Raw genomic sequence first — 19,315 nt, 5'->3', positions numbered from 1 at the left:
TCGAGAAGCCGGAACAGCAAAACGCCGCCGAGGGGCCGGCGGCGTTTTGCTTTGGATCTTGGTGGGCTGGATCACCCTCACCCTTCCGCCGCTTCGCGGCTCCTTCCCTCTCCCAAGGGGAGAGGGACTTTTACCCCTCTCCCCTTGGGAGAGGGAGGGGCCCATCGCGCCAGCGATGGGAGGGTGAGGGTGGCCTAAACCGGGATCAGATGTGGATCGGCTTGCCGAGCACGCCCATCGCCGCTTCCTTGATCGCTTCGCTATGCGTCGGGTGGGCATGGCAGGTGTAGGCGATGTCCTCCGACGTCGCGCCGAACTCCATCGCTTGGGCCACCTGGGCGATCATCGTGCCGGCCGGCGCGGTGATGATCCAGGCGCCGAGTACGCGATCGGTCTTGGCGTCGGCAATCACCTTCACCCAGCCGGTGGTGTCGTCGATCGCCTTGGCGCGGCTGTTGCCCGCCATCGGGAACTTGCCGACCTTCACTTCGCCCTTTTCGCGCGCCTGCTCCTCGGTGAGGCCGACGCCGGCGATTTCGGGGTGGGTGTAGACGACGCTCGGGATCACCGCATGGTTCACGATGCCGGTCAGGCCCGCGATGTTCTCGGCGACCGCGATGCCTTCGTCCTCGGCCTTGTGCGCGAGCATCGGGCCCGGGATCACGTCGCCGATCGCCCACACGCCGTCGACGGCGGTGCGGAAGCTGTGGTCGGTCTCGATCTGGCCGCGCTGGTTCGGCGTGATGCCGATCTTGTCGAGGCCCAGGCCCTCGGTGTTCGGACGGCGGCCGATCGCGACGAGCACGGCATCGGCTTCCAGCGTCTCAGGCGTGCCGCCGGCGGCGGGCTCGATCGTGACGGTGGCCTTGTCGCCATTGACGACGACGCCGGTCACCTTGGTGGAGAGCTTGATCTCCATGCCCTGCTTCTTGAAGATCTTGGCGGCTTCCTTGCGGACTTCACCGTCCATGCCCGGGAGCAGCTGGTCGAGATACTCGACCACGGTCACCTTGGCGCCGAGGCGCTGCCAGACCGAGCCGAGCTCGAGCCCGATCACGCCGCCGCCGATCACGACCATGTTCGCCGGCACCTTCTCCAGCGCGATCGCGCCGGTGGAGTCGACGACGACCTTCTGGTCGATCGTCACGCCCGGCAGCGGGGTCACCGACGAGCCGGTGGCGATCACGATATTCTTGGCGGTGACGGTGCGCTCGCCCACCTGCACGGTGTGCGCATCGATGAAGGTGCCGAGGCCCTTCACCCACTCGATCTTGTTCTTCTTGAACAGGAATTCGATGCCGCCGGTCAGGCCCTTCACGGCCTTGTCCTTGTCGGCCATCATCGCCGGCAGGTCGAGCTCGACCGAGCCCAGCTTCACGCCATGCTTGGCGAGCGCGCCCGAGGCGGCTTCGTAGAACAGCTCGGACGCGTTGAGCAGCGTCTTGGAGGGGATGCAGCCGACGTTGAGGCAGGTGCCGCCCAGCGTCTCGCGGCTCTCGACGCAGCCGGTCTTGAGGCCCAGCTGCGCCGCGCGGATCGCCGCGACATAGCCGCCGGGGCCGGAACCGATGATCAGGACGTCGAAATCATATTCAGCCATTTTCCGCTCCATGCGTGCGCCGCGTCAGGCGCCTTGCCGTGCTCCTGCGAACGCAGGAGCCCAGGGTTGCGAAGGACGTTCTTCGATCCGGCACCATCGCGCGACTCAGCCGAAGAGCGTCCCGTACAAATCCTTCCACTGCGGGTTGTCGCGTTCGATCAGCTCGATCTTCCACGCCCGCTTCCATTTCTTCATCTGGCGTTCGCGAAGCCGCGCTCCGTCCAGATCCTCATGCGCCTCGTACCAGACGAGGAGCGTGCAGCCTTTGTCCTTGGTGAAGCCCTCGATCATGCCGGTGCGATGCTGGTACGCTCGGGCGGGCAAGTCGCTGGTCGATCCGACATAGATCGTGCCGTTGCGCTTGTTGGCCATGATGTACACGCAGCCGGATTTCGTAGGGCTTCTCCTTGGTCTTTGCGCACCTGCGGAAGCGGAGACCCAAGGCGAGCGCAGTACGCCGCGACCCTGGGCCCCTGCTTTCGCAGGGGCACGATTAGAGGTCGATCAGCAGGCGGGTCGGATCCTCGATCGCGTTCTTGATCGCGACGAGGAAGGTCACCGCCTCGCGGCCGTCGACCAGGCGGTGGTCGTAGCTGAGCGCGAGGTACATCATCGGGCGGACGACGACCTGGCCGTTGTGCACCACCGGACGATCCTCGATGCGGTGCAGGCCGAGCACGGCCGACTGCGGCGGGTTGATGATCGGAGTCGACATCAGCGAGCCGAACACGCCGCCGTTGGAGATGGTGAAGGTACCGCCCTTCATCTCGTCCATCTTCAGCGTGCCGTCCTTGGCGCGCTTGCCGAAATCGCCGATCGTGCGCTCGATGCCCGCGACCGACAGGTCCTGCGCATCGCGGATCACCGGGACGACCAGGCCCTGCGGGGCCGAGACCGCGACCGAGACGTCGCAATAATCGTGATAGACGATCTCGTCGCCTTCGATCGAGCCGTTGACGCCGGGGATGTCCTTCAGCGCCATGCACGCGGCCTTCACGAAGAAGCCCATGAAGCCGAGGCGGACGCCGTGCTTCTTCTCGAACAGGTCCTTGTACTTGGCGCGCGCCTCGATCACCGCGGTCATGTCCACGTCGTTGAACGTGGTGAGCATGGCAGCGGTGTTCTGCGCTTCCTTGAGGCGCTTGGCGACGGTCTGGCGCAGGCGGGTCATCCGCACGCGCTCTTCCTTGCGACCGCCGGTCGAAGCCGGGGCAGCGGCAGGTGCCGGCGCGGCAGCCGGAGCCGGCGCAGCAGGCTTGCTGCTGGCGGCGGCGATCACGTCGTCCTTGGTCAGGCGGCCGTCCTTGCCGGTGCCCTGCACGGTCGAGGGATCGACACCCGTTTCGAGCACCGCACGGCGCACCGACGGCGACAGCGCCGCGGCATCGGCCGAGGGGGCCGGCGCAGCGGCAGGCGCCGGGGCCGGGGTAGCAGCCGGCGCCGCAGCGGCGGGGGCAGCAGCCGGAGCGGCCGCCGCGCCTTCACCCGCGATGATCGCGATCACCGCACCCACTTCGACGGTATCGCCGACCTTGACGATCTGCTCGCCCATCACGCCGGCGACCGGCGACGGGACTTCGACCGAGACCTTGTCGGTCTCGAGGCTGGCGATCGGCTCGTCGGCGCGGACGGGGTCGCCCGGGTTCTTCAGCCATTCACCGACGGTAGCTTCGGTGATCGATTCGCCCAGTACGGGGACTTTGACTTCGGTGGCCATTCTCAACCTTTCCGGGTGCGGCGGATTTCATCGCGGACATTATGGCCGAGCGCGTCGGCAACGAGCGCGCCCTGCTCTGCGGTGTGGCGCTTCATCAGGCCGGTGGCGGGCGATGCCGCCGCCGAGCGGCCCGCATAGCGCGGACGCTGGACGCGGGTGCCCGCGTCGATGAGGCATTGCTCGATCAGCGGCTCGACGAAGAACCAGTAGCCGTTGTTCTTCGGCTCTTCCTGCGCCCACACCACCTCTTCGAGGTTGGGCATGCGCTTCAGCCGCTCGGTCAGCGGCTCGCCCGGGAACGGGTAGAGCTGCTCGATCCGGACGATCGCGGTGTTCTGGTCGCCGGCCGCATCGCGCGCTTCCATCAGGTCGTACGCCACCTTGCCGGTGCAGAGCACGAGGCGCTTAACCTGCGCGTCCGCCGGCGCCTTGGGGTCCGACAGGATCCGCTTGAAGTGACTGTCGCCCAGGAACTCCTCGGCGCTCGACACCGCCATCTTGTGGCGGAGCAGCGACTTGGGCGTCATCTGGATCAGCGGCTTGCGGAAGTTGCGGTGCATCTGCCGGCGCAGCAGGTGGAAATAGTTGGCCGGCGTGGTGATGTTCACCACCTGCATGTTGTCCTGCGCGCAGAGCTGGAGGAAGCGCTCCGGACGCGCCGAGCTGTGCTCGGGGCCCTGGCCTTCATAGCCGTGCGGCAGCAGCATCACCAGGCCGTTGGCGCGGAGCCACTTGGACTCGCCCGACGCGATGAACTGGTCGATCATGATCTGCGCGCCGTTCACGAAGTCGCCGAACTGCGCTTCCCACAGCACCAGCGCCTTCGGATCCGCCAGCGCATAGCCATATTCGAAGCCGAGCACGCCATATTCGCTCAGCGGCGAATCGAGCACCTCGAAGCTGCCATGCGGCACCGTGGTGAGCGGCACGTACTTGGCCTCGGTCTTCTGGTCGACCCAGACGGCGTGGCGCTGCGAGAAGGTGCCGCGGCCCGAATCCTGGCCGGACAGGCGGACGGTATAGCCTTCCGAGAGCAGCGAGCCGAAGGCCAGCGCCTCGCCGGTCGCCCAGTCGAAGTTCGCGCCCGTCTTGAACATCTCGCGCTTGGCGTCGAGCACGCGGCCGAGGGTCTTGTGGATCTCGAGATCCTCGGGGACCGTGGTCAGCGTGCGGCCGAGGCTGTCGAACAGCTTCTTCTCGATGCCGGTCTCGACGTTGCGCCGCGAGCCTTCACCGTCCGACGGCGCGCCGAGGCCCGACCAGCGGCCGGCGAACCAGTCCGCCTTGTTCGGCAGATAGGTCTTGCCCGCCTCGAACTCGCCTTCGAGCAGCGTGGTGAACTGGTGGGTCTTCTCGTCGATGAAGCCCTGGTCGACCACGCCCTCGGCGATCAGCTTCTGGCCATAGATGCTGCTCACACCGGGGTGCTGGCGGATCTTCTGGTACATCAGCGGCTGGGTGAAGCCGGGCTCGTCGCCTTCATTGTGGCCGAAGCGGCGATAGCACCACATGTCGATCACGATGTCGCGGTGGAATTCCTGGCGGAACTCGATCGCCACCTTGCAGGCGAAGGTCACGGCTTCGGGATCGTCGCCGTTGACGTGCAGGATCGGCGCCTGGACGCCCTTGGCGACATCCGACGGATAGGGCGAGGAGCGCGCGAACTGCGGGCTCGTCGTGAAGCCGACCTGGTTGTTGATGACGAAGTGGATGCAGCCGCCGGTGTTGTAGCCGCGGATGCCGGAGAAGCCGAGCGTCTCCCACACGATGCCCTGGCCGGCGAACGCCGCGTCACCGTGGATCAGCACCGGCAGCACCTGCTCGTGCTTTTCCAGGTCGCCGCGGATCGTCTGCAGCGCGCGCGCCTTGCCGAGCACGACCGGATCGGCCGCCTCGAGGTGCGACGGGTTGGCGACCAGCGACATGTGGACGCTGATGCCGTCGAACTGGCGATCGGTGGAGGTGCCGAGGTGATACTTCACGTCGCCCGAACCGGCGACGTCGTCCGGGTTGGCCGAACCGCCGCCGAATTCATGGAAGATGATCCGGAACGGCTTTTCCATGACGTTGGCGAGCATGTTGAGGCGGCCGCGATGGGCCATGCCGTACACGATCTCGCGGACGCCCTGCTGGCCGCCATATTTGATGATCGCTTCCATCGCCGGGATCATCGATTCACCGCCGTCGAGGCCGAACCGCTTGGTGCCGACATATTTCTTGCCGAGGAATTTTTCCCACTGCTCGGCTTCGATCACCTTGGACAGGATCGCCTTCTTGCCGTCCGGCGTGAAGTTGATCTCCTTGTCCTTGCCTTCCATCCGCTCCTGGAGGAAGCGGCGCTCCTCGACATCGGCGATGTGCATGTACTCGAGGCCGACATTACCGCAGTAATTGGCCTGGAGGATCGCGACGATTTCGCGCACCGTGGCATGCTGCAGGCCGAGCGCGCCGCCGAGATAGATCGGACGATCGAGATCGGCGCCCGAGAAGCCGTGATATTCCGGCGTCAGGTCGGCGGGCAGATTCTGCCGGGCGAGGCCCAGCGGATCGAGATTGGCAGCGAGATGGCCGCGTACCCGGTAGGTGCGGATCAGCATCATCGCGCGGATCGAATCCTCCGCGGCCTTGGTCACGTCCGCGGTCGAGGCGGCGGGGGCGGCCGGCTTGGCCGGCGCGCCGCCCTTGGCGGGCTTCGGCGCGGGCTCCATCTGGGTGGGGTCGAGCCCGGCCGTGAGCGCGTCGGTTTCGGTCAGCGGCCAGTTGGTCCGCTGCCAGCTGGGTCCCGAGGCGGTCGATTCGAGACCCTCGAACCAGGTCCGCCAGCTGGGTTCCACCGAAGCCGGATCGCTCTTGTAGCGCCGGTACAAAGTCTCGACGAAGCCGGGGCTCACACCGCCGGCGATGTCGTCGAAGTCGAGGCCTTCATAGCCCATGATCATGCTTCCGTTCGTGTTAGCGCTCCCATACCCACCTATATAGGAGCGCTACCGTTGCAGTTTAGCCCTTCAGCGCTTCCAGCAGCGTCTCGCCGAGCAGCGAGGGGCTGGGGGAGACGCGGATGCCGGCGGCTTCCATCGCCGCGATCTTGTCTTCGGCACCGCCCTGGCCGCCCGAGACGATCGCGCCGGCATGGCCCATGCGGCGGCCCGGAGGCGCGGTGCGGCCCGCGATGAAGCCGGCCATCGGCTTCTTGCGGCCACGCTTGGCCTCGTCGATCAGGAACTGGGCGGCTTCTTCTTCCGCCGAGCCGCCGATCTCGCCGATCATGATGATCGACTGGGTGGCTTCGTCGGCCAGGAACAGCTCCAGCACGTCGATGAAGTTGGTGCCGTTGACCGGATCACCGCCGATACCCACCGCGGTGGTCTGGCCCAGGCCCGCATTGGTGGTCTGGAACACCGCCTCATAGGTGAGGGTGCCCGAGCGCGACACGACGCCCACCGAGCCCTTGGAGAAGATCGAGCCCGGCATGATGCCGATCTTGCACTCGCCCGGCGTCAGCACGCCCGGGCAGTTCGGGCCGATCAGGCGCGACTTGGAGCCGGAAAGCGCACGCTTCACCTTCACCATGTCCAGCACCGGAATGCCTTCGGTGATCGCGACGATCAGCGGGATCTCGGCGTCGATCGCCTCGAGGATCGAGTCCGCCGCGAAGGGGGGCGGCACGTAGATCACGCTGGCATCGGCGCCGGTCTTTTCCTTGGCTTCGGCGACCGTGTCGTACACGGGCAGGCCGATATGCGTGCTACCGCCCTTGCCGGGGGTGACGCCGCCGACCATCTGCGTGCCATAGGCAAGCGCCTGCTCGGTGTGGAACGTGCCGGTGGCACCGGTCATCCCCTGGACGATGACCTTGGTGTTCTTGTCGACGAGGATGCTCATTCAGTTCGCCTTTTCCGGGTCGCTGGGAGGAGGGGTAAAGGAGCGCAGCGCAATCCAGCCGCCGAACGTGGCGAGCGAATATTGCGTCGTTCCGAACGAAGCGGCCGTGAAGGTCGCGCGGTCGGGCTTGGATTCGGGGCGCGCATAGAGCGGCACCTTTTCCTCGCTCGGCAGCACGATCCTGCGGGCCGCGAGATAATCGTCGCCGCCGCCGATCCACAGGACCATGCAGCTTTCGGCGAGGGTGCCCGTGCCGGTGCCGGCCTTGGGGACGAACAGATAGGTGTTGCCGCCGGCGATGCGGTAGATGCTGTTGGGCACCTTGGCCGGCTCGGGGGCGGGCGCCTTAAGCGCATCGGCGGCATTGGCGGTCGCGGCGGCGCCGATGCCGATCGCGCGCTGCGCGGGCAGCGGCAGCGTCGCATAGGTCGCCGGCTCCGCCATGCCACGAGTCAACCGGGCGCTGCCGCCCATGCACACCGCACGGAACAGCGCCACCGGCTCGGTCGGTGCCGTGGCGACCGCTTCCTGTGCGGAAGCGACGCCCGGCACCGCGACGAGCGCGGGCAGGATCAGGCGAGCGAGGAGTCGATCGACTTGCATGCCGCGACCAGTTCCTTGACCGCGTCGACCGAGACGTCGAAATTCTGCTTCGCCGTGGGGTTCAGCTCGATCTCGACGATGCGCTCGACGCCGTCCTTGCCGATCACGATCGGCACGCCGACATACATGTTGTCGACGCCGTACTGGCCGGTGAGGTGCGCGGCGCAGGGAAGCAGGCGCTTCTTGTCCTTCAGATAGCTCTCGGCCATCGCGATCGCGCTGGTCGCCGGGGCATAGAAGGCCGAGCCGGTCTTGAGCAGCGCGACGATCTCGCCGCCGCCCGAACGGGTGCGGGCGACGATGGCGTCGATGCGCTCCTGGGTGGACCAGCCCATCTTGATCAGGTCGGGCACCGGGATGCCGGCGACGGTCGAATACTCGATCACCGGAACCATGGTGTCGCCGTGGCCGCCGAGCACGAAGGCGGTGACGTCCTCGACCGAGACGTTGAACTCTTCGGCGAGGAAGTGGCGGAAGCGCGCCGAGTCCAGCACGCCGGCCATGCCGACGACCTTCTGGTGCGGCAGGCCCGAGAACTCGCGGAGCGCCCACACCATCGCGTCGAGCGGGTTGGTGATGCAGATCACGAAGGCATCGGGCGCGTGCGCGGCGATGCCTTCGCCCACGGCCTTCATCACGCCCAGGTTGGTCTTGAGCAGGTCGTCGCGGCTCATGCCCGGCTTGCGCGGGATGCCGGCGGTGACGATGCAGACGTCGGCGCCCGCAATATCCTCGTAGCTGTTGGCGCCCTTGAGGTTGGCGTCGAAGCCTTCGACGGGGCCGGACTGCGCGATGTCGAGCGCCTTGCCCTGCGGGGTGCCTTCAGCGATGTCGAAAAGGACGATGTCGCCCAGTTCCTTGATGGCGGCGAGGTGCGCGAGCGTGCCACCGATCATGCCGGAGCCGATCAGCGCGATCTTCTTGCGGGCCATGGAATCTCCTTGGTTGGTTCCAAGCAAAGCGGTCGCGTGAACATGCGCCGCGAAAGCGAGGGCGGGATAGGCCTATAATAGCGAGGCTGCAACCCGGGATTCGGCTTAGGGGCAGGAATATCTTTGCAATTCGTTCGCAAGAGCAATAGTGCGCGATTTGCGCGGATTTGCGTGGGTCCTGGCGACGTTCGGTGGGGCAGTCGCGGCGGTGCCTCGCCAGCGGCTAGGCCGCGCGCGGCTTCCAGGTAAGTACACGCCAAATATAGAAGATCAGCATCGCAACCACGCCGATCACGATTGCGGGCGTTACGAAGCGATCGATCTCGGCGATGGCCGAGCCCAGGCCGTAGCCGACACCGACCAGCGCGGCGTTCCACAGCGCGCTCCCGGCGGCGGTGTAGAGGCAGAATTTCCAGAAGGGCATGTGCATCAGCCCGGCGGGCAGCGAGATGATCGTGCGCCCGAAGGGCATGAAGCGGAACACGAAGATGGTGGGGCCGCCCCAGCGATCGAAATAGCCCTTGAACCGCTCGACATCGTGCCACTCGACGGTCAGCCAGCGCCCCCAGCGCGCGACGAAGGGCTGCAGCCGCTCATAGCCGAGCCGCCGCCCGATCTCCCACCAGAAGAGATTGCCGACCACGGTGCCGAGCGTGCCGACCAGCACCAGCAGCACGGGATCGAAATGCCCGCGCGCCGCGCCGATGCCCGCCATCCCCATGATCGCCTCGGAGGGGACCGGGGGGATGACGTTCTCCAGCACCATCAGCAGGAAGATGCCCCAATAGCCCCAGCCGAGGATCACCGCCATCGCGTCAGGCCCCGATCAGCCGCGTGCGGCGACCCGGCGCTCGATCGCATCCCAGATCATGCCCGCCGTGTCGGTGCCGTTGAACCGGTCGATCGCGACGATACCCGTGGGCGAAGTGACGTTGATTTCGGTCAGCCATTGCCCGCCGATAACGTCGATGCCGACGAAAAGGAGCCCGCGCTTCTTGAGTTCGGGCCCCAGTACGGCGCAGATTTCCTGCTCCTTGTCGGTCAGCTCGGTCTTCGCCGCCGATCCGCCGACCGCGAGGTTGGAGCGGATCTCGCCCTCGCCGGGCAGCCGGTTGATCGCGCCGGCCACTTCGCCGTCGACCAGCACGATGCGCTTGTCGCCCTTGGCGATGTCGGGGAGGAAGGCCTGCACCATGTGCGGTTCGCGATAGGCGGTGTTGAACACCTCGATCAGCGAGGAGAGGTTGGCGCCGTCGCGGCCGATCTTGAAGATCGCCTTGCCGCCATTGCCGTGCAGCGGCTTGACGACGATCTCGCCATGCTCGGCAAGGAAGGCCTGGGCCTCGTCGACCGAGCGGGTGACCAGCGTCGGCGGCATGAACTGCGCGAAATCGAGCACCCACACTTTTTCCGGCGCGTTGCGGACCTGCGCGGGGTCGTTCACCACCAGCGTGCGGTCGGCGATGCGCTCGAGCAGGTGGGTGGCGGTGATATAGCCGAGGTCGAAGGGCGGGTCCTGGCGCATCAGCACCACGTCCGCCTCGTCGCCGAGATCGAGGCTGACCGAATCGCCGAAGCTGAAGTGGTTGCCTGCGACGCGCTGCACCGTCACCGAATGGGCCTTGGTCCACACGCGGCCCGCGCTGTAGTTCAGGTCCTCGGGGGCATAATGAAACAGCCGGTGGCCGCGCGCCTGGGCGGAGAGCATCAGCGCGAAGGTCGAATCGCCTGCGATGTTGATCGAATCGAGCGGGTCCATCTGCACGGCGACGGTAAGCATGCGGCCTCCTTGGGTGTCTTGCCGGGCTAGGTCACCCGATCCAGGCGTTCTCGATATGGCGAGGCAGCGTGCGCGGGGCAATGAGGATCACGTCGACGCGGATATCGTCGCCCGGCCCGGCATAGCGCGGCATCAGCAGCTCGGCGGCGGCGGCGACGCGGGCGAGGCGGCGTTCGTCGATGGCGAAATCGAGTTCGGCGGCGGTCTTGCGGGTCTTCACCTCGACGAACGCGACGAGGCTGCCGCGCCGTGCGACGATGTCGACTTCGCCGGCGGGGGTGCGCACGCGCTGGTCGAGAATTCGCCAGCCGCGCAGCCACAGCCACCAGGCGGCGCGACGCTCGCCGTCGCGGCCGCGCAGCTCGGCGGCCTGGCGCTTGGGGCTCTTCATCTGGTCCCGCACGTCGACGCACAACCAGTCGTCATTCCCGCGAAGGCGGGAATCCATTCGCCGTGACGCTGGGGGAAAGAGCCGCGGCACCAGCGCCAATGGATCCGCGCCTTCGCGGGGATGACGTTGAGGAGGGGAAGCCGGGAGATCACCCCTTTAGTTCCATCGCGCGGGCGTAGAGCGCCTTGCGGTCCAGCCCCAGCTTCTTGGCGACTTCGCCCGCCGCCTTGGAGGCGGGCAGGCGGGTGAGCGCCTCGACCAGCGCCGCCTCGCCGTCTTCCAGCGTCGCGGGCGGGGCTTCGCCGGGCGGGCCTACGATGATGACGATCTCGCCCTTGGGCGGCGCCTCGGCATAGCGCGCGGCGAGCGTGGAAAGCGTGCCGGTCACGCACTCCTCGAACTTCTTGGTGATCTCGCGCGCGACGCCGGCCTCGCGGTCGCCCAGCCCCTCGGCGAGCGCCGACAGGCAGGCGGAGAGGCGCGGGCCCGATTCGTACAGCACCAGCGTCGCCTTGATCGCCGCGACCTCGGCGATCGCTTCCGACCGCGCATGCGCCTTGCTCGGCAGGAAGCCGAGGAAGAAGAAGCGGTCGGTGGGCAAGCCCGCCAGGGTCAGCGCGGCGATCGCGGCGCAGGGGCCGGGGATCGTCACCACGGTGTGGCCCGCCGCGCGGGCGTCGCGGACCAGCTTGTAGCCGGGATCGGAGATCAGCGGCGTCCCCGCGTCCGACACCAACGCCACCGCCTCGCTGCCCATGCGCGCGATCAGGCCGGGGCGGACGGCATCGGCATTATGGTCGTGATAAGGCTGCATCGGCCGCTTCACCCCGATGTGGCGAAGCAGCCCGGCGGTCACGCGACTGTCTTCCACTGCAACCACATGGGCTTGTGAGAGTATCATGCTGGCGCGCGGCGACAGGTCACCGAGATTGCCGATCGGGGTGGCGACGATATAGAGGCCGGGCGCAAGCGTGTTTTCCATCGGGGAGTGTCATGGCAGAGGGCAGCGGCAGATCGCAACCGGGACGCATCGCGTCCCTTCGTTTGGCCGTGACCGGTCTCGCCCTGCTGGCCAGCGCCTGCGTTGCGCCGCGCGGCGGTCCGCCGACCGCGCCGACCGCGCCCGCCGAGCGCCCGGCCGAGCGGCCCAGCACCCCGATTCAGCAGGGACTGCCGCAGGATGTCGCGCGCCACCGCGTAGCACTTCTGGTGCCGCTGACCGGCACCAATGCCGGGCTCGGCCGCTCGCTGCAGAACGCGACCCAGCTGGCGATCCTCGACACCAACACCGATGCGATCCGCATCACCAGCTACGATACCGCCGGTCCGGGCGGGGCAATCGCCGCGGCCGAGCGTGCGGTGGCGGAAGGCAACAAGCTGATCCTCGGCCCCCTGCTCGGCGAGGATGCCCGGGCGGTCGCGCCGATCGCCCGCAAGGCGCGGGTGCCGGTGCTCAGCTTCTCGAACGACGCGAGTGCCGCCGGCAACGGCGTCTACCTGCTCGGCTATTCGCCGACCCAGTCGATCGAGCGCGTGGTCGACTATGCCAAGGGCAACGGCATCACCCAGTTCGCCGGGCTGATTCCCTCGGGCGTCTATGGCCAGCGCAGCTCGACCGCCTTCCTCCGCGCTGTGGAGAGTGCCGGCGGCAAGGTGCTGTCGATGCAGAATTACGACGCAAGGCCGGGGTCGATGAACGCCGCGATCGCCAGGCTGTCGGGCGTGCCCTATCAGGCGATCCTGATCGCGGGCAGCGCCGGTTCGGCGACGCTGGCGGTGCCGGCGATCCGCCGCTCGGGGGCGGGCAAGGCGGCGCGCGTGCTCGGCACCGAGCTGTGGAACACCGATTCGGCCATCGCCAGCCGTCCGGTGCTCAACGGCTCCTGGTTCGCGAGCGTGCCCGACGGCGTCTATCGCCAATATGCAGTGAAGTACCGCAACCGCTTCGGCGCGGCGCCCTACCGCCTCTCGGCGCTGGGCTATGATGCGGTGCTGCTGACGGTGCGCATCGCCCGCGACTGGAAGAACAACACCGACTTCCCGGCCTCGATGCTGGTCGACCATGATTTCGGCGGCGTCGACGGCGCCTTCCGCTTCGGCCGCGACGGCGTCGCCGCCCGCGCGCTGGAGGTGCAGGAAGTGCGCGACGGGTCGATCGTCACCGTGTCGGCGGCGCCGGCCAGCGCGCAGTAAGGCATTCACCCTCACCCTCCCCACCGCCTCCGGCGGCGGGTCAGCATCGGGTCGGCCCTGCCCCCGGCAGGGCCTGAACAGCGCGGTGCGCTGTTCACCCGATGCTCCTCTCCCAGAGGGAGAGGGCGCTTATTCCCTCTCCCTCTGGGAGAGGGAGGGAGGCGCGAAGCGCCGAAAGGGTAAGGGTGGCAGGCGCCTAGGCCACGATTTCGCGGAGGATCGCTTCGAGCACGGGCATGCCGGCCTCGGTGACCCGGAGCCGGTTGCCCTCGCGCTCGGCCAGCCCTTGCTGCACGATACGGTCGAGCGCCCTCGCGTCGATCGGCGGCGTCCCGTCCGCCAGCACGGCAATGCGCTCCAGGTCCACGCCTTCGCCGATGCGGAGCCCCATCAGCAGCGCCTCGATCGCGCGATCGGCGGGGTCGAGCTGGTCTTCGCGCTCCATCCCATGGCCGTTGCGGGCCAGCGCGGCCAGCCAGTTCTCGGGCTTCTTGTGGCGCAGCGTCGCCAGCCCGCCGCGCCGGCCATGCGCGCCCGGCCCGACCCCAGCATAGTCGCGGTAGCGCCAATAGGTGAGGTTGTGCCGGCTCTCCGCGCCGGGGCGGGCGTGGTTGGAGATTTCATAGGCGGGCAGCCCCGCCGCCGCGGTGATCGCCCGCGTCATCTCGAACAGGTCGGCGCCCATGTCGGCATCGGGAATCGTCAGCTGGCCCTTGGCCGCCAGCGTCGCGAAGCGCGTGCCCGGCTCGATGGTGAGCTGGTAGAGCGAGAGATGCTCGGTGCCGAAGCCGATCGCGCGGCGCAACTCGGCTTCCCACGCCTCCAGCGACTGGCCGGGTCGCGCATAGATCAGGTCGAAGCTAACCCGCTGGAATGCGGCCTGTGCCGTCGCCAGCGCCGCCAGCCCTTCGTCGACGCCGTGTGCGCGGCCGAGGAAGACCAGTGCCTCGTCGTCGAGCGCCTGCAGCCCCAGCGACACGCGATTGACCCCGGCCCTTGCGATGTCGGCAAAGCGTGCGGCCTCGACCGAGGAGGGGTTCGCCTCCAGCGTGATCTCGACACCGTCCTCGAACGTCCAGGCCTTGGCGGCCGCATCGATGATCGCGGCGACCGTCTCCGGTGGCATCAGCGAGGGCGTGCCGCCACCGAAGAAGATCGAGCCCAGCCGCCGCCCGGGCAGCGCCGCCGCCTCATGGGCGAGGTCCGCCAGCAGCGCATCGCGCCACCGCGCCTGGTCGACGCTCTCGCGGACATGGCTGTTGAAGTCGCAATAGGGGCATTTGGACACGCAGAACGGCCAATGCACATAGAGTGCGAGCGGGGCGAGATCATGTGTCATGGGGTGTAAAATGGAGCGGGTAGCGGGAATCGAACCCGCGTATTCAGCTTGGAAGGCTGCTGCACTACCATTGTGCTATACCCGCCCGCTGCGCATGCGCCTGCCACAAGCAGGGGCGTGCGGTCAACCGCCCGGATTAGCGGTGGGCGCCGAGCCGTCCACCGGCTGCGGCCCGTCGCGCGTCACCTCGAGCTGCGAATCGCCGCCGAGTGCGCGGTACAGGTTCACGCGGTTGGTCGCCGCGGTGAGTTGCACCGTCACCAGCTGCTGCTGCGCCGCATAGAGCGAGCGCTGCGAGACGAGGCTTTGCAGGAAGGTGTCGATGCCGCCGCGATAGCGCGCCTCGCTCAGCCGGTAGGTGTCGGCCGCGGCCTCTTCCTGCAGCTGGGTCGCGCGGATCTGCGCGTCGATCGTGCCACGCACCGCGAGCGCATTGGCGACGTCGCGGAACGCGGTCTGGATCGCGCGCTCGTAATTGGCGAGCTGCGCCTGCTGCTGCGCTTCGCTCAGCTGGACGTTGGCGCGGCCCGCGCCGCCGCGGAAGATCGCGTAGCTGGCAGTGCCGCCCGCCTGCCAGTTGAACGCGTCGCCGTCGAACAGGCTGGACAGCGCAGTGCTGGCGAAGCCGAGCACGCTGGTCAGGCTGATCCGTGGGAACAGCGCCGCGCGCGCCGCCCCGATCTGGGCGTTGGCGGCGCGCAGCTGATATTCGGCCTGCACCACGTCCGGGCGGCGCAGCAGGATGCTCGAATCGAGCCCGGCCGGCACCGCCGCGATGGTGGGGGCCGCCTGCTCGATCGAGGCGGGGAGCAGTGCGGGGTCGACCTCCGACCCGGCGAGCAGGCGCAGCGCGTTGACGTCCTGGGCGAGCGCGCTGGTCTGGCGGGCAACGTCGTTCTGTGCGGTGGCGAGCGTCTGCTCGGCCTGGCGCAGATCGGTGCGGGGCGCGACGCCGCCCTCCAGCCGGGCGCGGGTGAGGCGGACGCTGTCCTCGGCGCTCTTGGCGGTCTGCCGGGCGACCTCGAGCAGGCTCGCGTCCGAGGCATAGTTGAGCCACGCCGTGGCGATGTCGCCGACCAATGTCAGCCGGGTTGCGCGCGCGCCGGCTTCGGTGGCGAAATAATTGTCCTGCTGGACGCGGGTGAGCGACGCAAGGCGGCCGAACAGGTCCAGCTCGAACCCGGTGATGCCCACTTGGGTGGAATAGTTGGTGCGTAGCGCGGTGCCGTTGGCGCCGGTGTTGACCACCGTGCCGGTGCCGCCCGTGTTCGTGCCTGTTCCCGTGCCGGTCCCGGTCCCGGTTCCCGTGCCGGTATTGCCCAGCCCGGTGCCGTTCGTCGTCGCATTGCCGCGCCGCTCGGTGATGCCGAGGCTGGCGTCGACCTCGGGGAACTGCGCGCCGCGCTGGATGCGGTACTGCGCCCGCGCCGCCGCGATGTTCGCCGCCGCCACGCGCAGGTCGCGATTGTTGGCGAGCGCCTGCTCGATCAGCTTCTGCAGCCGCGCATCGCGGAACACCTCGCGCCAGGTGAGCGCGGGCAGGGTCGCCTCGCTCGTGCGCAGGTAGGAATCGCCCACCGGCCAGCTCGGCGGCACCGGGGCGGCCGGGCGCACGTCCTTCGGCGCCATCGAGCAGCCGGCGAGCGCGGCGGTGGTGAGGAGCGTCAGCGCGCGCTTCATGCCTGGGCCTCCGGGGTGTTGCGATGGCGGCGGTTGCGCAGCGCGGCCAGCCCGTCGCGCACGCCGCGGCGGACGAGCACGAAGAACAGCGGGATGTAGAAGATGGCAAGGATCGTTGCGGTCAGCATGCCGCCGATCACCGAGGTGCCGATCGCGATGCGGCTGTTGGCACCGGCACCCGTGGAGATCGCCAGCGGCAGCACGCCGAAGATGAAGGCGAGGCTGGTCATCAGGATCGGGCGGAGACGGATGCGGGCCGCATCCAGCGCCGCTTCGATCACCCGCTTGCCCTGCTTCTCGGCCTGCTCGGCGAACTCGATCATCAGGATCGCGTTCTTGGCGGCCAGGCCCATCGTCGTCAGCAGGCCGATCTGCAGGTACACGTCGTTCTGGAGCCCGCGCAGCGTCACCGCGAAGATCGCGCCGACCAGGCCGAGCGGGATGACGAGCAGCACCGCGATCGGGATCGACCAGCTCTCGTACAGCGCCGCAAGGCACAGGAACACGACGAGCAGCGACACGCCGTACAGGAGCGGCGCCTGGCCCGAGGAGAGCCGCTCCTGATAGGAGAGCCCTGCCCAGGCGACGCTGGTGCCGGGGATCTGCGCGGCGAGCTCGGCGATGCGCTTCATCGCTTCGCCCGAGCTCTTGCCCGGTGCTGCCTGGCCGCTGAACTCGAACGACTGGACGCCGTTGAACCGCGCCATCGAGGTCGGCGCCGTCGCCCAGCTGGTCGACGAGAAGGAGGTGAACGGCGCCATCTGGCCGTTGCTGCTGCGCACGAACCACTGGGCGAGGTCGCTCGGCTCCGAGCGATAGGGCGCGTCGCCCTGGACATAGACGCGCTTCACCCGGCCGCGATCGATGAAGTCGTTGACGTAGCGGCCGCCCCAGGCGGTCGACAGCGTCGAGTTCACGTCGGCTTGGGCGAGGCCCAGCGTGGCGAGCTTCTGCTGGTCGAGATCGACCTTGAGCGTCGCGACGTCGGGCAGGTCGGTCAGGCGGACCTGCGCCAGCTCCGGGTCGCTATTGGCGGCGGCGAGCAGCTTGTCGCGCGCGGCGACGAACTGGTCGCGGCTCATGCCGCTGGTGTTGAGCAGCTCCATGGTGAAGCCCGTCGACTGGCCGAGGCCGCGGATCGCCGGGGGCACCAGCGCGAAGACCTGCGCGTCGCGGAAGTTGCGGAAGGCGCCGGCCGCGCGATTGACGATGCCGTCGGCGCTGTTGTCCTTGCCCTTGCGATCCGACCAGTCGGTGAGATTGATGAAGCCCTGGCCGGTATTCTGGCCGTTCACGCCGCCGCCCCCGCCGCCGGCGACCGAGAACATCACCGAGACGTTCTTGGCTTCCTTGGTCAGGAAATACTTTTCCACCGCGAGCTGAATTTCCTTGGTGCGCGACATGGTCGCGCCCGCGGGCAGGCGGAACTGCACCGAAGCGGCGCCCTGGTCCTCGGTCGGCAGGAAGCCGGTGGGCAGGCGAACGAACATCAGCACCAGGACCGCGCACACCGCGACATAGACCAGCAGGAAGATCCACTTGCGGTCGATCACCGCCTGCACCCAGCCGGTGTAGCGCTCGACGCCGCGGTCGAAGCCGTTGTTGAACTTGGTCTTGGCCGTGGTCAGCCCGCGTCCCACCCAGGGAAATTTCCGGGCGAACCAGGTCTCCTCGATGTCCTTTTCCTCGCTCTTCTGCTTGAGCAGCGTCGCGGTCAGCGCCGGGCTCAGCACGAGCGCGACCAGCACGGAGAGCACCATCGCCGAGACGATCGTCACCGAGAACTGGCGGTAGATCACGCCGGTCGATCCGCCGAAGAACGCCATCGGCAGGAACACCGCGGAGAGCACCAGCGCGATCGCGACCAGCGCAACCTGGATTTCGTCCATCGACCGGATCGTCGCCTCGCGCGGCGTCATGTCCGGATTTTCTTCCATCAGCCGCTCGACATTCTCGACGACGACGATCGCGTCGTCGACGAGCAGGCCGATGGCGAGGACGAGCCCGAACAGCGTCAGCGTGTTGATCGAGAAGCCGAGCGCGTAGAACACGCCGAAGGTACCGAGCAGCACCACCGGCACCGCGATCGCCGGGATCAGCGTCGCGCGCCAGCTCTGCAGGAACACGAACATCACGATGACGACGAGGATGATCGCCTCGACCAGCGTCTTCACCACTTCCTCGATCGAGAGCTTGATGAAGCCGGTGGTGTCGTTGGCATAGGCGTATTTGAAGCCGGGCGGGAAGCCCTTCGAGGCGGCCTCGACCTGCGCCTTCACCAATTCGGCGGTCTTGAGCGCGTCGGCGCCCGGCGACAGCGAGATGGCGAGACCGGCGCCCGGATGGCCGTTGATCCGGCTCGACGAGTTGTAATTGTCCGAACCGAGCTCGACCCGCGCGACGTCGCGCAGCTTCACCGCGGCACCGGTCGAATCGGTCTTCACGATGATGTTGGCGAACTGCTCGGGCGTCTGCAGCCGCGACTGCGAGGTCACCGTCGCGTTGAGCATCTGCTCGTCCGGCATCGGCTGGCCGCCGAGCTCGCCGGCGGCGATTTCGGTGTTCTGCGCCTGGATCGCGGTGATGATGTCGTTGGGGATCAGCCCGTAGCTGGCGAGCCGCGCCGGGTTGAGCCAGATGCGCATCGCATAGGGCGCGCCGAACACGTTGGTGTCGCCCACGCCCTCGATGCGCGACAGCGGATCCTGCAAGTTCGAGGCGAGCCAGTCCGAGACGTCGAGATTGGTCTTCTGGTCGGTCGAATCATAGACGCCGACGATCATCAGGAAGTCGGGGTTCGACTTGGTGACGGTCAGGCCCTGCTGCTGCACCTGGCTGGGCAGGCGGGACAGCGCTTGCTGCACCTTGTTCTGCACCTGGACCTGGGCGATGTCCGGGTTGGTCCCCTTCTCGAAGGTCGCCGAGATCGTCACCTGGCCGCGCGAAGTGGACGAGCTGCTGAAATAGAGCAGGCCGTCGATGCCGCTCAGCTGCTGCTCGATCACCTGGGTGACGCTGTTCTGCACCGTCTCGGCCGAGGCGCCGGGGTAGGTGGCGCGGATATTGACCTGCGGCGGCGCGATGTCCGGATATTGCGCGATGGGCAGCGAGAAGATCGCCGCCAGCCCCATCAGCATCACGATGATGGCGAGCACCCAGGCGAAGATCGGCCGGTCGATGAAGATGCGCGACATGGGG

At 67.9% G+C, this 19,315-nt stretch carries 15 protein-coding genes and 1 tRNA gene; 1 reads left to right on the top strand and 15 read right to left on the bottom strand.

What is annotated here, in order from left to right; genetic code table 11:
- Positions 1-205 precede the first annotated feature (205 nt).
- From lpdA to rsmI, 11 genes are all read right to left on the bottom strand, one after another.
- A complete protein-coding gene (lpdA, locus tag BM009_RS17875) occupies positions 206-1,600 on the bottom strand; it encodes a dihydrolipoyl dehydrogenase (RefSeq protein WP_093298283.1) in 1,395 nt (464 codons plus the stop codon).
- Positions 1,601-1,705: 105 nt separating this feature from the next.
- Positions 1,706-1,981 carry a GIY-YIG nuclease family protein gene (locus BM009_RS17870; protein WP_302847372.1) on the bottom strand — a complete coding sequence of 92 codons (276 nt, stop codon included), beginning with the start codon at positions 1,979-1,981 and terminating at the stop codon, positions 1,706-1,708.
- Between the two features lie 112 nt (positions 1,982-2,093).
- Entirely contained in the window at positions 2,094-3,317 is a 1,224-nt protein-coding gene (gene odhB / locus BM009_RS17865) for a 2-oxoglutarate dehydrogenase complex dihydrolipoyllysine-residue succinyltransferase (RefSeq protein ID WP_093298280.1), read from the bottom strand.
- A gap of 2 nt (positions 3,318-3,319) precedes the next feature.
- A complete protein-coding gene (locus tag BM009_RS17860; protein ID WP_175488124.1) occupies positions 3,320-6,250 on the bottom strand; it encodes a 2-oxoglutarate dehydrogenase E1 component in 2,931 nt (976 codons plus the stop codon).
- 64 nt (positions 6,251-6,314) lie between these two features.
- Positions 6,315-7,199, bottom strand: coding sequence for a succinate--CoA ligase subunit alpha (gene sucD, locus BM009_RS17855; RefSeq protein WP_093298277.1), 885 nt, complete (start codon positions 7,197-7,199; stop codon positions 6,315-6,317).
- Positions 7,200-7,802, bottom strand: a complete 603-nt coding sequence (locus BM009_RS17850; protein ID WP_093298276.1) for a hypothetical protein — start codon at positions 7,800-7,802, stop codon at positions 7,200-7,202.
- Positions 7,772-8,734, bottom strand: coding sequence for a malate dehydrogenase (gene mdh, locus BM009_RS17845; protein ID WP_093298274.1), 963 nt, complete (start codon positions 8,732-8,734; stop codon positions 7,772-7,774). Before mdh ends, BM009_RS17850 begins: the two co-directional genes overlap by 31 nt.
- 223 nt (positions 8,735-8,957) lie before the next feature.
- The gene (locus BM009_RS17840; RefSeq protein ID WP_093298273.1) at positions 8,958-9,545 is read right to left on the bottom strand and encodes a DedA family protein; all 588 of its coding nucleotides are present in this window, start codon (positions 9,543-9,545) and stop codon (positions 8,958-8,960) included.
- 15 nt (positions 9,546-9,560) lie between these two features.
- The gene (gene gshB / locus BM009_RS17835) at positions 9,561-10,514 is read right to left on the bottom strand and encodes a glutathione synthase (RefSeq protein WP_093298271.1); all 954 of its coding nucleotides are present in this window, start codon (positions 10,512-10,514) and stop codon (positions 9,561-9,563) included.
- 31 nt (positions 10,515-10,545) lie between these two features.
- Positions 10,546-10,905 (bottom strand): YraN family protein, encoded by a 360-nt coding sequence (locus BM009_RS17830; RefSeq protein WP_093298270.1) that lies wholly within the window; start codon positions 10,903-10,905, stop codon positions 10,546-10,548.
- 148 nt (positions 10,906-11,053) lie between these two features.
- On the bottom strand, positions 11,054-11,887 hold the full coding sequence (rsmI, locus tag BM009_RS17825) for a 16S rRNA (cytidine(1402)-2'-O)-methyltransferase (RefSeq protein ID WP_093298268.1): 834 nt from the start codon (positions 11,885-11,887) through the stop codon (positions 11,054-11,056).
- Positions 11,888-11,898: 11 nt separating this feature from the next.
- Between rsmI and BM009_RS17820 the strand changes: the two genes are divergently transcribed.
- On the top strand, positions 11,899-13,098 hold the full coding sequence (locus BM009_RS17820; protein WP_093298267.1) for a penicillin-binding protein activator: 1,200 nt from the start codon (positions 11,899-11,901) through the stop codon (positions 13,096-13,098).
- A gap of 196 nt (positions 13,099-13,294) precedes the next feature.
- Here the strand turns inward: BM009_RS17820 and hemW are convergent, their stop codons facing one another.
- From hemW to BM009_RS17800, 4 genes are all read right to left on the bottom strand, one after another.
- Positions 13,295-14,437: a radical SAM family heme chaperone HemW gene (gene hemW, locus BM009_RS17815; RefSeq protein WP_093298266.1), complete on the bottom strand. Its 1,143-nt coding sequence runs from the start codon at positions 14,435-14,437 to the stop codon at positions 13,295-13,297.
- An 11-nt stretch (positions 14,438-14,448) separates the two neighbouring features.
- Positions 14,449-14,522, bottom strand: a tRNA-Gly gene (locus tag BM009_RS17810).
- Between the two features lie 38 nt (positions 14,523-14,560).
- Positions 14,561-16,117 carry an efflux transporter outer membrane subunit gene (locus tag BM009_RS17805; protein WP_093298264.1) on the bottom strand — a complete coding sequence of 519 codons (1,557 nt, stop codon included), beginning with the start codon at positions 16,115-16,117 and terminating at the stop codon, positions 14,561-14,563.
- Entirely contained in the window at positions 16,114-19,311 is a 3,198-nt protein-coding gene (locus BM009_RS17800) for an efflux RND transporter permease subunit (protein WP_093298263.1), read from the bottom strand. The genes BM009_RS17805 and BM009_RS17800 overlap by 4 nt, the downstream gene beginning before the upstream one ends.
- Positions 19,312-19,315 lie beyond the last annotated feature (4 nt).

Source organism: Sphingomonas sp. NFR04, assembly GCF_900114095.1.
GTDB lineage: Bacteria > Pseudomonadota > Alphaproteobacteria > Sphingomonadales > Sphingomonadaceae > Sphingomonas.
Note: the sequence above shows the minus strand (reverse complement) of the source record. Positions and strands in the feature narration are given on the sequence as shown.

Excerpts from the sequence above, each read along its gene's own strand:
- lpdA (WP_093298283.1), bottom strand. The coding sequence starts at position 1,600 with ATGGCTGAATATGATTTCGACGTCCTGATCATCGGTTCCGGCCCCGGC.
- odhB (WP_093298280.1), bottom strand. The coding sequence starts at position 3,317 with ATGGCCACCGAAGTCAAAGTCCCCGTACTGGGCGAATCGATCACCGAA.
- BM009_RS17860 (WP_175488124.1), bottom strand. The coding sequence starts at position 6,250 with ATGGGCTATGAAGGCCTCGACTTCGACGACATCGCCGGCGGTGTGAGC.
- sucD (WP_093298277.1), bottom strand. The coding sequence starts at position 7,199 with ATGAGCATCCTCGTCGACAAGAACACCAAGGTCATCGTCCAGGGGATG.
- BM009_RS17850 (WP_093298276.1), bottom strand. The coding sequence starts at position 7,802 with ATGCAAGTCGATCGACTCCTCGCTCGCCTGATCCTGCCCGCGCTCGTC.
- mdh (WP_093298274.1), bottom strand. The coding sequence starts at position 8,734 with ATGGCCCGCAAGAAGATCGCGCTGATCGGCTCCGGCATGATCGGTGGC.
- BM009_RS17840 (WP_093298273.1), bottom strand. The coding sequence starts at position 9,545 with ATGGCGGTGATCCTCGGCTGGGGCTATTGGGGCATCTTCCTGCTGATG.
- gshB (WP_093298271.1), bottom strand. The coding sequence starts at position 10,514 with ATGCTTACCGTCGCCGTGCAGATGGACCCGCTCGATTCGATCAACATC.
- BM009_RS17830 (WP_093298270.1), bottom strand. The coding sequence starts at position 10,905 with ATGAAGAGCCCCAAGCGCCAGGCCGCCGAGCTGCGCGGCCGCGACGGC.
- rsmI (WP_093298268.1), bottom strand. The coding sequence starts at position 11,887 with ATGGAAAACACGCTTGCGCCCGGCCTCTATATCGTCGCCACCCCGATC.
- BM009_RS17820 (WP_093298267.1), top strand. The coding sequence starts at position 11,899 with ATGGCAGAGGGCAGCGGCAGATCGCAACCGGGACGCATCGCGTCCCTT.
- hemW (WP_093298266.1), bottom strand. The coding sequence starts at position 14,437 with ATGACACATGATCTCGCCCCGCTCGCACTCTATGTGCATTGGCCGTTC.
- BM009_RS17805 (WP_093298264.1), bottom strand. The coding sequence starts at position 16,117 with ATGAAGCGCGCGCTGACGCTCCTCACCACCGCCGCGCTCGCCGGCTGC.
- BM009_RS17800 (WP_093298263.1), bottom strand. The coding sequence starts at position 19,311 with ATGTCGCGCATCTTCATCGACCGGCCGATCTTCGCCTGGGTGCTCGCC.